This is a genomic window from Pantoea sp. JV6, from assembly GCF_025910055.1.
GTDB classification, from domain to species: domain Bacteria; phylum Pseudomonadota; class Gammaproteobacteria; order Enterobacterales; family Enterobacteriaceae; genus Pantoea; species Pantoea agglomerans.
The window spans coordinates 36,357-51,053 of the sequence record NZ_JAPCIM010000023.1 but is presented as its reverse complement, the minus strand read 5'-3'; the positions used below and the strand labels follow the sequence as shown (position 1 = coordinate 51,053).

Sequence of the window (14,697 nt, the reverse complement as noted above, 5' to 3'; positions counted from 1 at the left end):
GGCCAGTGCCACAATTCAGAGCAGGCTCAATTCAGCGCACATAAAAGTAGATAGCGCAGAAGTGGCAGAGACTCCCACCCAGCACGAACAGATGCCAGATGGCGTGATTAAACGGAATACGGCGTGCCACATAGAAAATCACCCCCAGCGAATAGATAATCCCGCCTGTGGCAAGCAGCCAGATGCAGCCCGACGGCAGGATCATCGCCAGCTGATAAACCACAATCAGCGACAGCCACCCCATACAGAGATAGGTCACCAGCGACAGCGCTTTAAAGCGATGCGCAATCGTGAGCTTGAACAGAATACCGGCCAGCGCCAGCCCCCAGATCACCGCCATTAATCCATACGCCAGCGGCGTCCTCAGCGCGACCAGCAGAAACGGCGTATAGGTGCCGGCAATCAGCAGATAGATGGCGCAGTGATCAAACTTTTTCAGCCAGGGTCTGGCCGGGCCAGCCGGAATAGCGTGATAGAGCGTCGAGGCCAGAAACAGCAGGATCATGCTGCCACCATAGAGGCTGTAACTGATAAAAGTGAGGGTGTCGGCCTGCCTCTCCGTTGCCTGATTGAGCATCAGCACCAGTCCGACGATACCGAACAGGCAGCCAAGACCGTGACTGATACTGTTGGCAATTTCCTCGGCGAACGAATAGCCCGCAGCGTGTTGATGTTTGTGAGAGAGTGTGGGGGTCATAACAGGTTCCTGATCAGCTCCATAGCAGTGATATCGTTATCCAGCGTAGCCAACACTTTTTTCAGTGTACACTTGTACGCTAAAATTATCCTGGTGAAATTCACTATCCCTTAAACCGGGTGATGAATCTGGTAAACTGGCCGCCAGTCAACTGTTCAATGAGTCATTCATGTTTTCGCATAGCGATCTCGCCCGCCTTAACGATCTGGAAATGCAGGTCTATCAGTTCATCATTAAGCACCGCGAAGGCGTCAGCTACATGACGATCCGCGAGCTGGCTGAGCAGGCTGGTGTCTCCACCACCACCGTGCTGCGTTTCTGTCGCAAGATGGGCTGTGAAGGCTGGTCGGAATTCCGCATCCGCCTGCGCTTAAACGAACAGCAGAGTGCGCCAATGCTCAACACGGCGGGCGTCAGTGAAATGCTGAGCTTTTTTAAGAGCATCAATAATCCGGAGTTTGAACAGCTCATCGCTGAGGCCGCGCAGAAGATTAATCAGGCTGAGCGGGTCTTCTTTATTGGCGTCGGCACCTCCGGCAGCCTGGCAAAATATGGCGCACGCTTTTTCTCTAACCTCGGTAAATTCAGCCACGCGATTGACGATCCCTATTATCCGGTCAGTCCCGATCTCTATGAAAACGCCATTGCCATTATTTTATCGGTCTCCGGCGAAACGGAAGAGATCCTGCGCATTGCCAGCCAGTTCAGCCTGAATAAGTGCAAAATCATTGCGATAACCAACACGGAGAGCTGCTCACTGGCGAAGATCGGTGATTTCAACCTCTGCTACCATGTGCCCATCATCCGTATGGCGGACAATTCCGACATTACGACTCAGGTGCCAGTGACCTATATTATTGAAGCAATCGGCCGCCAGCTGGGGAAATAAAACAGCCTGTTTTTTGGATGTAACAAACGCAATTATTGCCGCGCTGTTATATCGTGACTTTCATTATTGCCTTGCTACACTCAGCTCAATTTCAATATCCGTAATGGGGTGAAGCATGAGTGCAGAATTGCAGTTACCAAAAGGCTTTCTTTGGGGCGGAGCGGTGGCAGCGCATCAGGTTGAAGGCGGCTGGGATCAGGGCGGCAAAGGCGTCAGCATTGCTGACGTGATGACCGGCGGTTCACACGGCGTTGACCGGGTGATCACCGACGGCGTGCAGCCGGGTCATTTCTACCCGAACCACAAGGGTGTGGAGTTTTACTCCCACTACAAACAGGATGTCGCGCTGTTTGCCGAGATGGGCTTCAAATGTTTCCGCACCTCGATTGCCTGGACCCGTATCTTCCCTAACGGTGACGAGCAACAGCCCAACGAAGCGGGCCTGCAATTCTATGACGACCTGTTTGATGAACTGCTGAAGTATGGCATTGAACCGGTCATCACCCTTTCGCACTTCGAAATGCCTTATCACCTGGTCAAAGAGTATGGCGGCTGGCACAACCGCAAAGTGGTCGACTTCTTTGTGCGCTTCAGCGAAGTGGTGCTGAACCGCTATAAAAACAAAGTGAAATACTGGATGACTTTCAATGAGATCAACAACCAGCGTAACTGGCAGTATCCGCTGTTTGGTTACTGCTGTTCAGGCGTGATCTTTACCGAACATGAGAAACCTGAACAGGCGATGTATCAGGTGATGCACCACCAGTTTGTTGCCAGTGCAAAAGTGGTGAAACTCGGCCACGACATCAATCCTGACTTTCAGATTGGCTGCATGATCGCCATGGTGCCGGTCTATCCCTTCTCCTGCCACCCGGACGATGTGGTGCTGGCGCAGGAATCGATGCATCAGCGCTATGTGTTCAGTGACGTGCAGATGCGCGGCTACTATCCGGCCTACACCCTGAAAGAGTGGGCGCGCAAGGGTTACGACATTCAGATGGAAGCGGATGATGCCGAGACGCTGCGCCAGGGCTATGCAGACTATGTCGGTTTCAGCTACTACATGAGCAACGCGGTGAAAACCGATGCCAGCGGCGTTGACGATCCGATCACCGGCTTTGAAGGTGTGGTGAAAAACCCGCATGTGAAAGCGTCCGACTGGGGCTGGCAGATCGATCCGGTTGGTCTGCGCTACGCCATGAACGAGCTGTATGAGCGTTACCAGAAGCCGCTGTTTATTGTTGAAAACGGCTTTGGTGCTATCGATAAGCCAAACGCCAGTGGCGTAATTGAAGATGATTACCGCATCGACTATCTGCGTGCGCATATTGAAGAGATGAAGAAAGCCGTGGCGTACGATGGTGTTGAATTAATGGGCTATACGCCGTGGGGCTGCCTCGATTGCGTCTCGTTTACCACCGGCCAGTACGACAAACGTTACGGCTTTATTCATGTGAATAAAAACGATGATGGCAGCGGCGATTTTTCTCGTGGGAAGAAAAAGAGTTTCAGCTGGTATCAGCAGGTTATCGCCAGTAACGGCGAAAACCTGTAAGTCATCACGCCGCATCAGCGGCGAAGTGAGTTAACGCCCACCGGCAGCGTCAATGATGCTGCCGGTGACGTAAGAGGCCGCGTCGCTGGCCAGCCAGACGATCGCTTCCGCCACCTCTTCTGCTTCACCGCCGCGTCCCATCGGGATCACGCTGGCAAGCCTGTCCACTCTGCCTGGCTCTCCGCCATCGGCATGCATCTCTGTATAGATGAATCCCGGACGTACGCCGTTGACCCGAATCCCCTGCTGCGCCACTTCCAGCGACAATCCTCTGGTCAGCGTGTCCATCGCCCCTTTTGAAGCGGCGTAATCGACATATTCGCCAGGCGCACCGGTACGCGACGCTGCTGATGAGACGTTGACAATGGAGCCGCCCTGGCCGCCGTGATGCGTGCCCATCCGCTTAACCGCCTCACGACAGCAGAGAAAAGACCCAATCACGTTGGTGGCAAAGACCTTGTGCAGGCGTGCCGCATCCAGCTGCTCGGTGCGACACTGCTGAAACAAAATCCCGGCGTTGTTCACCAGCAACGCCAGCGGTTCGGACTGCTGGTCGAGCTGCGCAAACATCGCCATCACCTGGGCTTCATCACTGATATCTGCCTGAATAGCAAAGGCTTCACCGCCCTGCTGCTGGATCTGCGCCACCACCTGTTGAGCTTCCGCTTCGCGCTGACGGTAGTTCACCGCAACCCGATAACCCCGGGCGGCCAGTAACAGCGCTGTGGCCCGCCCGATACCGCGGCTGCCCCCCGTAACCAGTGCCAGTTTCATGCTGATTCTCCAGTACAAAGGGCCGACGAATCGGCCCTTTATGGTTAACGTTTGCCTGCGGGGAAATTACTGATAGTCGCTCATCGGCACGCAGGAGCAGAAAAGATTACGGTCGCCAAACACATCATCCAGACGTTTTACCGTCGGCCAGTATTTGTTGTGGCTGCCCGCCGGGAAGACTGCGAGTTCGCGGCTATAAGGATGTGACCACTCACTGACGATTTCCAGCTGAGTATGCGGCGCATTAACCAGTGGATTGTCATCCAGCGGCCATTCACCTGACGTCACCCGATCAATCTCCATGCGGATCGCCAGCATCGCGTCGATAAAGCGATCCAGTTCGATTTTGCTTTCCGATTCGGTCGGCTCCACCATCAGGGTGCCCGCCACCGGGAAGGACATCGTTGGTGCGTGGAATCCGTAATCGATCAGGCGCTTAGCAATATCCAGCTCACTGATGCCGGTCTGCTCTTTCAGCGGACGGATGTCGAGAATACATTCATGCGCCACGCGACCATCACGGCCGGTGTAGAGCACCGGATAGGCAGACTGCAGCCGGCGGGCAATATAGTTGGCATTCAGAATCGCGACCGAGCTGGCCTGTTTCAGCCCTTCCGCGCCCATCATGCGAATGTACATCCAGCTGATTGGCAGAATGGATGCACTGCCAAACGGCGCTGCGGATACGGCGCCCTGCTGCGTCAGCACACCGTCAATCTGCACCACGCTGTGTCCTGGCACAAACGGGGCCAGGTGCGCTTTGACGCCAATCGGTCCCATACCCGGACCACCGCCGCCGTGCGGAATGCAGAAGGTTTTATGCAGATTCAGGTGCGAGACATCCGCGCCGATATAGCCAGGCGTGGTGATGCCGACCTGCGCATTCATGTTCGCGCCATCCAGATAAACCTGACCGCCATACTGATGCACGATCTGGCACACTTCGCGAATGGTCTCTTCATAAACGCCGTGGGTTGACGGGTAAGTCACCATGATGCAGGAGAGTTTGTCGCCCGCCTGAGCCGCTTTTTCACGCAGGTCGCCAAGGTCGATGTTGCCCTGTTTATCGCAGGCCACCACCACCACGTCCATGCCCGCCATCTGGGCTGAGGCCGGGTTAGTCCCGTGCGCCGAGCTTGGGATCAGGCAGAGATGACGATCGCCCTCGCCACGGCTTTCGTGATAACGGCGGATCGCCAGCAGTCCGGCATATTCCCCCTGCGCGCCGGAGTTTGGCTGCATACAGAGCGCATCATAGCCGGTGAGCTGCACCAGCCACTGCGAAAGCTGGCCGATCATCTGCAGATAGCCGGAAGCCTGTTCAGCCGGGCAGAATGGATGCAGCTCCGCAAATTCCGGCCAGGTGATCGGGATCATTTCTGCCGCGGCATTGAGCTTCATGGTGCAGGAGCCCAGCGGGATCATCGCCTGATTCAGCGCCAGATCCTTTTTCTCCAGGCTGTGCATGTAGCGCATCATCTCGGTTTCGCTGTGATGACGGTTGAACACCGGATGGGTCAGGATCTCGCTGTGGCGTTGCAGGCCAGCAGGAATCGCGTGGCTCTCGCTGGCCACTTCGCTGTCGAGCTTTTCCAGGTCCTGACCGTGTTCATCACCCAGCAGAATGGCAAACAGCGCCAGAATATCTTCGCGGCAGGTGGTTTCATCCAGCGTGATGCCCACGGCGTTATGGATGTCGCTACGCAGGTTAACGCCAAAGCTCAGGGCGCGATTCAGCACAGCGGCTTTATCCGCCACTTCCACCGTCAGCGTATCGAACCAGTGCTGATGGCGCAGCTTCAGGCCGCCCTGTTGCAGCCCAGCCGCCAGAATGTTGGTGAAGCGATGAATGCGTGAGGCAATGCGTTTCAGGCCCGCCGGGCCGTGGAACACCGCATAGAGACCGGCGATGTTTGCCAGCAGCACCTGCGACGTACAGATGTTGGAGTTGGCCTTTTCACGGCGGATATGTTGTTCGCGGGTCTGCATCGCCATACGCAGCGCCGTGTTGCCCGCCGCATCACGTGAAACACCAATGATACGGCCTGGCATAGAGCGCTTATGCTCGTCGCGGCTGGCGAAAAAGGCCGCGTGAGGGCCGCCGTAGCCCATTGGCACGCCGAAGCGCTGAGCTGAACCAAAGACAATGTCTGCACCCTGTTTGCCTGGCGCTTCCAGTAACACCAGCGACATAAAGTCCGCCGCCACGCTGACCACTACTTTGCGGGCTTTCAGTCCGGCAATCAGCGCGCTGTAATCGTGCGCTTCGCCGGTGGTGCCCACCTGTTGCAGCAGCACACCAAACAGGTCGTCATGATCGGGCGCTTTGTCCGCGCTATCAATAATCAGTTCGAAACCGAACGTCTCCGCACGGGTGCGGACCACATCCAGCGTCTGCGGATGGATATCATCGGCAATGAAGAATTTATTGGCATTTTTGAGCTTACTTACGCGTTTTGCCATCGCCATCGCTTCAGCGGCAGCGGTCGCTTCGTCCAGCAGTGAGGCAGACGCGATATCCATGCCGGTGAGATCCAGCGTCAGTTGCTGGAAGTTGAGCAGCGCTTCCAGACGGCCCTGGGAGACCTCGGGCTGATACGGGGTATAGGCGGTATACCAGCCCGGATTCTCCAGCATATTACGCAGGATGACCGGCGGGGTGATCACCGCGCTGTATCCCATACCGATCCAGGATTTGTAACGCAGATTCTGGCTGGCAATCGCTTTCAGTTCGGCCAGAGCCTGCTGTTCAGTGGCGGCTTCGCCAACCGCTGGCGGGCCAGGCAGCTGAATGTCTGCCGGCACAATCGTGCTGATTAACGCTTCCAGCGAACGGGCACCAATAGCGTCAAGCATCTGCGCCTGCTGCTCAGGTGAAGGACCGATATGGCGCTCAATGAATGCACCGTTGTGTTCAAGCTGGCTGAGAGTCTGAGTCATTAGCAGTAAATCCTGAATCGGGCTGGGGGAACCGGAGAGCAAACATAAATCTGCGGCCTCAGTGTGAGGCCGCCTGACGACTACTCGTCGATGGAGGCTTTGTAAGCATCTGCATCCAGCAGCGTGTCGATTTCAGACGCGTCGCTGGCTTTGATTTTGAATAACCAGCCGCCTTCATAAGGCTCGCTGTTGACCTGCTCCGGTGAGTCAGTCAGTGCTTCGTTGACCGCCACAATCTCACCGCTGATCGGCGCATAGATATCTGAAGCCGCTTTAACGGATTCCGCGACCGCGCACTCTTCACCGGCGGCAAACGTCGCGCCCACTTCCGGCAGATCGACAAACACCATGTCGCCCAGTAACTCCTGCGCGTGTTCAGTGATACCCACGGTGTAGCTGCCATCTTCTTCTTTGCGCACCCACTCGTGGCTGTCGCGGTACTTCAACGTATTCGGCACATTGCTCATTGGCCATTTCTCCTGAATAAAATTTACTGAGCGACCGGTTTACCGGCGCGGACAAAAACGGGACGGGTAACCTGGACCGGCATCTGGCGGTTACGGATCTCAACGATGGCGGTGCTGCCGACTGAGGCCGGTACGCGCGCCAGGGCGATGCTGCAACCCAGCGTCGGAGAGAAAGAGCCACTGGTGATGATCCCCTCCTGCGGCTGCCCCTGGTCATCGGTGAAACGCACCGGCAAGCCGTTACGCAGCACCCCTTTTTCTGTGAGGATGAGTCCTACCAGCTTTTCGGTACCGCGTTCACGCTGCAGTTCCAGCGCTTCCCGGCCGATGAAATCGCGGTCAGCAGGTTCCCAGCAGACCGTCCAGCCCATGTTGGCAGCCAGCGGTGAAACGCCTTCATCCATCTCCTGACCATACAGATTCATACCCGCTTCCAGACGCAGCGTGTCACGTGCGCCCAGTCCGGCAGGTTTAACGCCAGCAGCCAGCAGACGCTGCCAGAAATCGGCCGCCTCCTCTGCAGGCATAGCAATCTCATATCCCGCTTCGCCGGTATAGCCGGTGGTGGCGATAAACAGGTCTCCTGACTGCACGCCGAAAAATGGCTTCATGCCGGCAACGGCCTGACGTTGCTCCTCGCTGAACAGCGTCTGAGCCTTCTGCTGCGCCTGCGGACCCTGCACGGCAATCAGCGCCAGGTCGTCGCGCTCCGTCAGCGTAATGCCATAGCCCTGCGCGTGTTGCGTGATCCAGGCGAGATCGTTTTCACGGGTGGCAGAGTTCACCACCAGGCGGAAGAACTCTTCGCTCATAAAGTAAACAATCAAATCGTCAATGACGCCACCCGAGGCATTCAGCATCCCGGTGTAGAGCGCTTTGCCTGGCTGGGTCAGTTTTGCCACATCATTTGCCAGCAGGTAGCGCAGGAATTCACGGGTACGCGGGCCTGTCAGGTCGACGATGGTCATGTGAGAGACATCAAACATACCGGCGTCGGTGCGCACTACATGATGTTCATCCATCTGGGAGCCATAGTGCAGCGGCATCATCCAGCCATGAAAATCCACCATGCGGGCACCGCAGGCCTGATGCTGTTCAAACAGAGGTGTTTGCTGAGTCATAACCATCCTGTGCAGAAGCGAGTAAGTGCAAAAGTGCGCCGGAATTCAGTGCCGACGCAAACGTTCTCTTAGGGCTGACGTTACCACCGAATCTGACGATTAACCATAAGCAAACCGGGGTCGAAAGCAGAGGCACAGCCTAACCAGGAACGGCTGCCAACAGGATATAAAACTGCAATTTTGTGATTAATCGCGCAATAAATGCAGGGGATTTAAATATACGCAGCAAATTTATGCGGGATGGCATTCAGGATGTTAAAAAAATCCCGCGCCCAGTGGACAGAAGAATGAGAAAAAGTAATGCGAATTCGCCCGCAAAATTAGAATAAATCAAACGAAGACCTCTGCTGGTGCAGCGTTGCCTTTTTGTGGTGCAGCGCGGTGTCAGGCATAAAAAAAGCCAGCAGAAGCTGGCTTAACAGAAGGGCAGATTTAGCGTAGCCAGGCGGGCAGATCATTCAGGCCCATCGCCTGCTTCAGCATCATGGGTTTAACACCCGGCAGGCGGTCAGCCAGTTTCAGACCCACGTCGCGCAGCAATTTTTTCGCCGGATTATTGCCTGCGAACATTTCACGGAAGCCCTGCATTCCCGCCAGCATCATTGCGGCGCTGTGCTTACGGCTGCGCTCATAGCGTCGCAGATAGAGGTGCTGACCAATATCTTTGCCCTGCTGATGCAGGCGGCGAATCTCACCGATCAGCTCGGCGGCATCCATAAACCCAAGGTTAACGCCCTGACCCGCCAGCGGATGAATGGTGTGAGCCGCATCGCCCACCAGCGCCAGACGGTGTGCCGCGAAGTTGCGGGCATAGCGCGCCACCAGCGGAAACGATTTGCGCTCGCTTTCCAGCTGGCACAGGCCGAGCCGCATATCAAACGCCACCGAGAGCTGCTGATTGAACAGCGCTTCCGGCATGGTTTCCAGACGGCTCGCTTCCTGCGGCGAGAGCGACCAGACGATGGAACTGAGATGCGGATCCTGCATCGGCAGGAAAGCCAGAATGCCGTCGCCGTGGAACACCTGGCGCGCTACTGCGTCGTGCGGCTTCTCAGTGCGGACATTAGCCACTAACGCATGGTGATCGTAATCCCAGAAGGTCAGCGGGATATCGGCTTTGTTGCGCAGCCAGGAGTTAGCGCCGTCAGCGGCAATCATTAATCGCGCACTTAGCATGCTGCCATCCTGCAGGGTAACAAAGGCTTCGTTGTCACCAAACGCGACCTGCTGTAACTGCGAAGGTGCCATTATCGTCACGTCGCTGCAGGCGCTGGCACGTTGCCAGAGCGCATTGTGGATCACCGGGTTTTCGATGATATGTCCCAGATGCGACAGGCCCTGCTGCTCATCATCAAAGGCGATGGAGCCGAAGCTGTCCTTATCCCATACTTCCATGCCGTGATAAGCGCTGGCGCGCAGCGAGAGAATGGTCGACCAGACATCCAGCTTCTGCAGCAGCCGTTCGCTGGCGGCATTGATTGCCGACACGCGAACTGACGGTGACGCACTCAGCGCCAGCGGTGGCTCCGGTGATTTTTCCAGTACGGCGATGCGCAGTCCGCTACCCTGCAAGCCGCAGGCCACCGCCAGTCCCACCATACCGCCACCGGCAATCACCACATCAAAAGTTTGCATCTGAGCCTCTTTATTAACGCTTAACCCAGCCAAGCGTGCGCTCAGCCAGTTGATTTCTTAACCACGGCAGATGATCCATCGCCAGCAGGCCCAGGTTACGTCCTGCCACCAGCGGGCCATAGCGATTCGCAAAGACGCGAACCAGTCCGTCGGTGATACCGATGGTGGCGGCGCGGTCGGGCTGACGACGCTGCTGGTAATGATGCAGCACCGCATAGCTGCCGGGGTCCTGCTGCTGCCGATGGGCGGCTGCCAGCGTTTCAGCCAGCGACATCACATCGCGCAGGCCCAGGTTGAAGCCCTGCCCGGCAATCGGATGTAGCGTCTGCGCCGCATTGCCCACTACCGCCACGCGATGCGTCACTGGCGAAATCGCCCGGTGCAGCGCCAGCGGGTAATACTCACGCTGGCCGGTGTGGGTGAATTTACCCAGCCGCCAGCCAAAGGCACGCTGCAGCTGGCTGAGGAATTCGGCCTCGCTCCACTGCTCAATGCGTTCACGCTGCGAAACCGGATGACACCAGACCAGCGACAGGCGATTGCCGGACATCGGCAACAGCGCCAGCGGGCCATGTTCGGTAAAACGTTCAAATGCCCGGCCCTGATGAGGCAGCGCGGTGGAGACATTGGCAATCACGGCAAGCTGTTGATAGTCGTCTCTTTGCCACTGAATGCCGCACGAAGCCGCCAGCGCAGAGCGCGTGCCATCCGCCGCCACCAGCAGTTTGCCGCTGAGTTGTTCGCCACTGTCCAGCGTCACCTCAACCTGCTGCTCACGGCGGTTAGCCTGGGTAACACGAGCCGGACAGCGCAGCGTTACGCCGGGTGCTTTTTTCAGTTCCGCAAACAGACGCTGACCGACGTCAAACAGCTCGACAACCTGTCCCAGCGCCGGAATAGCGTAGTCAGACGCCGCCAGCGACACAAAACCGGCGTGACCGCGATCGGAGACATGGATGTCGGTAATCGGCGTGGCACAACGGGCGATGTGCTGCCACAGATTGATGTCCGCAAGCTGCTGGCAGGTACCGGCAGAGAGCGCAATAGCGCGGCCATCGAAACCGGGATGCGCCCGACTGCCAGGCTCGCTGCTTTCAATCAGCGTTACCGGCAGAGTGCCCTGGGTCAGATGGGAGATCGCCAGCGCCAGCGTCGCCCCGGTCATGCCGCCACCGGCAATCAGAATCGTCATGCCTGTTTTGCCGCCGCCATCAGTGCTTCAATCTCATCCGCCTCTTTTACGACGCTGTCGGTGAGATTTTCAATGCCATCTTCAGTGATCACAATGTCATCTTCGATTCGGATACCAATGCCGCGATACTGCGCGGGCACGTCGGCATCCGGTGCGATATAAAGACCCGGCTCGACGGTTAACACCATGCCAGGCTCCAGTACGCGGTCGCGGCTCGGGGTGCCGTAGTGGCCGACATCATGCACATCCAGCCCCAGCCAGTGGCCCAGGCCATGCATATAGAACTGACGATGGACTTCCTCGGCGATCAATGTATCGACGTCGCCCTCCAGGATGCCCAGCTCCACCAGCCCGGTGACCATGATACGCACCACTTCATCATTCACTTCACGAATGCTGATGCCCGGCCGGAACAGTTCAAGCGAGCGGTTGAGGCAAGCCAGCACGATGTCATAAATCGCGCGCTGCGCCGGGCTGAATTTGCCGTTAACCGGGAAGGTGCGGGTGATATCGCCTGCATAGCCGTGGAACTCACAGCCTGCATCGATCAGCACCAGATCGCCGTCGCGCATTTCGCTTTCGTTTTCGGTGTAGTGCAGAATGCAGCCGTTAACTCCGGCACCCACAATGGTGTTATAGGAGGGAAAACGCGCACCGTGACGGTTAAATTCGTGCTGAATTTCCCCTTCGAGCTGATACTCGAACAGGCCTGGCCGACAGGCTTGCATGGCGCGGGTATGCGCCAGTGCACTGATTTTCCCGGCGCGACGTAACAGTTCAATCTCATCCGCATCTTTAAACAGGCGCATCTCATGCACCCAGGGACGCCAGTCAGTGAGGGTATCGGGCGCACTGAGATGCTGGCGGAAGCCGCGACGTAGCTTATCCAGCGCGCTGAACACCAGTGTGTCCGCGTGGGCATATTCGCCCTGCGCATGGTAAACCACATCCAGGCCATTCAGCAGCAGGTGCAGCTGGTCACCAATATCATTCCAGGGTAAAGCACGATCGACGCCCAGTTTGTCGGGTGCGGCCTCCTGACCCAGACGACGGCCAGACCAGGTTTCCGCCGCAGGATCGCGCACGCGATTAAACAACACGCTGTGGTTATGATTCTCATCGCTTTTGATCAGCACCAGCAACGCCTGCGGCTCGTTAAAACCGGTGAAATACCAGAAGTCGCTGCTCTGGCGGAACGGATATTCGGTGTCATTACTGCGCATCACTTCTGGCGCAGCAAAGATTAACGCTGCGCTGCCAGGCACCATCTTCGCCAGCAGCGCCTGACGACGCTGCAGGAATCGTTCCAGTGAAATCATCTCTGCACTCCCTGTAAACTGACCGGTTAAACTCGTTGACCTGAAATTAGTGTAGCGTCGGTTTTTGCACTTCTGGCGCGGTTGGCTGCGGGCGGGTGAACGTATCGTGGCACAGCAGCGCGGCGACACGTACATACTCAATCACCTCCTCCAGCGACTGCTCCAGCTCCTCCTGGTCTTCATCTTCTTCGTAACCGAGCTGTGCGATGGTGCGCAGATCATCGATTGCTTCGCCGGTTTCGCCGGTGACTTTATCCAGTTTAGGCTGTGTTACGCCCAGGCCGAGCAGAAAATGGTTAACCCAGCCCGCCAGCGCGTCGGCACGGTCAAATACAGTGATGTCGTCGTCAGCAGGCAGCAGCAGCTGAAACAGGAAGCCTTCATCTTCCAGCGTAGTCGCCGTATGCTCGTGTAGTTCCGCCAGCGGCACGGCAAGAGTGTGTGAAAACGCCATGCCTTCGTTAGCCAGATCGTGTACCAGCGTCTTCCAGCTGGTGTCCTGGTTACCACCGCAGAGGATCCCGCTCAGCAGGCCATGCATTTCCGCGGGCGTCATTCCAACGCCCTGCTGTGAGAGCACCGCCGCGAGCGCGTTGTAATCGGGGGTTGCGTTCTGTAAGGACATAATTTTTCATCGTCGTTGGCAGAATAAGTTCGTGTTATGCTACCACTAGCTGCCTCAAGGTTTCCAGAAAAGGGGTTGTATCTTATTTCGTGGGTCTATATAGTTGCCCGCCTCCCAAGCCATTGACTGCTAAGGGAGTTGCGAGCGAAGTAATCAGTCAGGAAGGTGGCATGTCTGCACAACCGGTAGATTTACAAATTTTTGGTCGTTCGTTGAGAGTAAATTGTCCGCCAGAGCAGCAAGATGCGCTCAATAGCGCGGCTGAAGATCTCAATCAACGGTTGCAAGATCTAAAAGTTCGCACTAGAGTCACCAATACAGAACAACTGGTGTTCATCGCCGCGTTAAACGTCTGCCACGAGCTGGCGCAAGAGAAAGTGAAAACGCGCGATTATGCTGCTAATATGGAACAGCGTATCCGTATGTTGCAGCAGACGATTGAACAGGCATTAGTTGAGCAGGGTCGCATCTCTGAGCGTGAGGGTGCGAAGTTCGAATAAAACTTCATGGTTGCTATACTTAAGTAACGGTGAGGTAAATTTTCTCTGAGATGTTTGCATGTGGGCCAGTCCCCTGAGCCGATATTTCGAAAAAACAGAATGTGACGCTCGTAACCTGTGTGCATGCTCGGTTCGTCCGAGAAGCCTGATGGTTATGACGGCATGTTCACCTTGAACCAAGGGTTCAAGGGTTACAGCCTACGGCGGCATCTCGGAGATCTCTCTTCCTGTAGTCCTGCTTTTTTCCCCTGACTGACATGTTATAGTCGCTCAACAGCGACTTATCCGGCGGGGAAATCATGTCTGAACCTTCCATGTCTGAACCTTCAATGACCCAGCGTCAGGCGATTCGCCAGCATGTGCGACATCTGCGACGGGCACTTACCGATGAGCAGCAAACGCAGGCCGCTGAGCAGCTCGCTGAACATGCGCTCAACTACGCCCCGGTGACTGAAGCGCGCAATATCGCCCTGTTTCTGTCGGTGGATGGCGAACTGAATACCCGTCCGCTGATTGCCCGCCTCTGGCATCTGAAGAAAACGGTCTGTCTGCCGGTTTTACACCCCTTCTCCCCCGGTAATTTGTTGTTTCTGCGCTACTCGCCCGATACCCCATTGCTCAAAAATAAGCTGCGCATTCCTGAACCGCCGCTGGATATCCGGCAGGTGATCACCCTTGATCAACTGGATCTGATGATGGTGCCGCTGGTAGCGTTTGATCAGCATGGACAGCGTCTGGGGATGGGCGGCGGCTTCTACGATCGCACCCTGCAGAACTGGCGGCAGCACGGTTTTTTGCCGGTGGGCCTGGCACACGATTGTCAGCAGGTCGATAGCCTGCCGGTGGCAGAATGGGATGTGCCTTTGCCGGCGGTAATGACGCCATCAAAACTCTGGCAGTGGGAGTAGAAGAGTCGCTTTTGCAGACAAGTGAAAACCCATACCTGGGCGCATCTGGCTGCAATGAAATAGCTCAACGCGCAG

General features: G+C 56.5%; 13 protein-coding genes and 1 other RNA gene. 5 read left to right on the top strand and 9 right to left on the bottom strand.

Features of this window, described 5'->3' with window-relative positions; genetic code table 11:
- Window positions 1-31 precede the first annotated feature (31 nt).
- A complete protein-coding gene (gene trhA / locus OK412_RS21320) occupies window positions 32-697 on the bottom strand; it encodes a PAQR family membrane homeostasis protein TrhA (protein WP_010671052.1) in 666 nt (221 codons plus the stop codon).
- A gap of 169 nt (window positions 698-866) precedes the next feature.
- On the opposite strand from trhA, the gene OK412_RS21315 reads away from it, so the two are divergent.
- Both OK412_RS21315 and OK412_RS21310 read left to right on the top strand, forming a co-directional pair.
- A complete protein-coding gene (locus OK412_RS21315) occupies window positions 867-1,586 on the top strand; it encodes a MurR/RpiR family transcriptional regulator (protein ID WP_010248792.1) in 720 nt (239 codons plus the stop codon).
- A 115-nt stretch (window positions 1,587-1,701) separates the two neighbouring features.
- Window positions 1,702-3,141, top strand: coding sequence for a 6-phospho-beta-glucosidase (locus tag OK412_RS21310; RefSeq protein WP_264353525.1), 1,440 nt, complete (start codon window positions 1,702-1,704; stop codon window positions 3,139-3,141).
- A 30-nt stretch (window positions 3,142-3,171) separates the two neighbouring features.
- Here the strand turns inward: OK412_RS21310 and OK412_RS21305 are convergent, their stop codons facing one another.
- The 8 genes from OK412_RS21305 to OK412_RS21270 all read right to left on the bottom strand — a co-directional run bounded on the left by OK412_RS21305 (window position 3,172) and on the right by OK412_RS21270 (window position 13,214).
- Entirely contained in the window at window positions 3,172-3,915 is a 744-nt protein-coding gene (locus OK412_RS21305) for an SDR family oxidoreductase (protein ID WP_264353524.1), read from the bottom strand.
- A 66-nt stretch (window positions 3,916-3,981) separates the two neighbouring features.
- On the bottom strand, window positions 3,982-6,855 hold the full coding sequence (gcvP, locus tag OK412_RS21300) for an aminomethyl-transferring glycine dehydrogenase (RefSeq protein WP_010248800.1): 2,874 nt from the start codon (window positions 6,853-6,855) through the stop codon (window positions 3,982-3,984).
- A gap of 80 nt (window positions 6,856-6,935) precedes the next feature.
- Window positions 6,936-7,322 carry a glycine cleavage system protein GcvH gene (gene gcvH, locus OK412_RS21295; RefSeq protein ID WP_010248802.1) on the bottom strand — a complete coding sequence of 129 codons (387 nt, stop codon included), beginning with the start codon at window positions 7,320-7,322 and terminating at the stop codon, window positions 6,936-6,938.
- 23 nt (window positions 7,323-7,345) lie between these two features.
- Window positions 7,346-8,443, bottom strand: a complete 1,098-nt coding sequence (gcvT, locus tag OK412_RS21290; RefSeq protein WP_010248804.1) for a glycine cleavage system aminomethyltransferase GcvT — start codon at window positions 8,441-8,443, stop codon at window positions 7,346-7,348.
- A 432-nt stretch (window positions 8,444-8,875) separates the two neighbouring features.
- Window positions 8,876-10,078, bottom strand: a complete 1,203-nt coding sequence (ubiI, locus tag OK412_RS21285; protein ID WP_010671056.1) for an FAD-dependent 2-octaprenylphenol hydroxylase — start codon at window positions 10,076-10,078, stop codon at window positions 8,876-8,878.
- A gap of 13 nt (window positions 10,079-10,091) precedes the next feature.
- Complete coding sequence (gene ubiH / locus OK412_RS21280) at window positions 10,092-11,270, bottom strand: 2-octaprenyl-6-methoxyphenyl hydroxylase (protein WP_264353523.1); 1,179 nt, start codon at window positions 11,268-11,270, stop codon at window positions 10,092-10,094.
- Complete coding sequence (gene pepP / locus OK412_RS21275) at window positions 11,267-12,589, bottom strand: Xaa-Pro aminopeptidase (protein WP_080694246.1); 1,323 nt, start codon at window positions 12,587-12,589, stop codon at window positions 11,267-11,269. The genes ubiH and pepP overlap by 4 nt, the downstream gene beginning before the upstream one ends.
- 46 nt (window positions 12,590-12,635) lie before the next feature.
- Entirely contained in the window at window positions 12,636-13,214 is a 579-nt protein-coding gene (locus tag OK412_RS21270; RefSeq protein ID WP_022623836.1) for a YecA family protein, read from the bottom strand.
- A 170-nt stretch (window positions 13,215-13,384) separates the two neighbouring features.
- Between OK412_RS21270 and zapA the strand changes: the two genes are divergently transcribed.
- The 3 genes from zapA to OK412_RS21255 all read left to right on the top strand — a co-directional run bounded on the left by zapA (window position 13,385) and on the right by OK412_RS21255 (window position 14,622).
- Window positions 13,385-13,714 (top strand): cell division protein ZapA, encoded by a 330-nt coding sequence (gene zapA, locus OK412_RS21265; RefSeq protein ID WP_008925677.1) that lies wholly within the window; start codon window positions 13,385-13,387, stop codon window positions 13,712-13,714.
- Window positions 13,715-13,753: 39 nt separating this feature from the next.
- A non-coding RNA gene (ssrS, locus tag OK412_RS21260) (6S RNA) lies at window positions 13,754-13,936 on the top strand.
- 92 nt (window positions 13,937-14,028) lie between these two features.
- On the top strand, window positions 14,029-14,622 hold the full coding sequence (locus tag OK412_RS21255; protein ID WP_010671060.1) for a 5-formyltetrahydrofolate cyclo-ligase: 594 nt from the start codon (window positions 14,029-14,031) through the stop codon (window positions 14,620-14,622).
- Window positions 14,623-14,697: the final 75 nt, after the last annotated feature.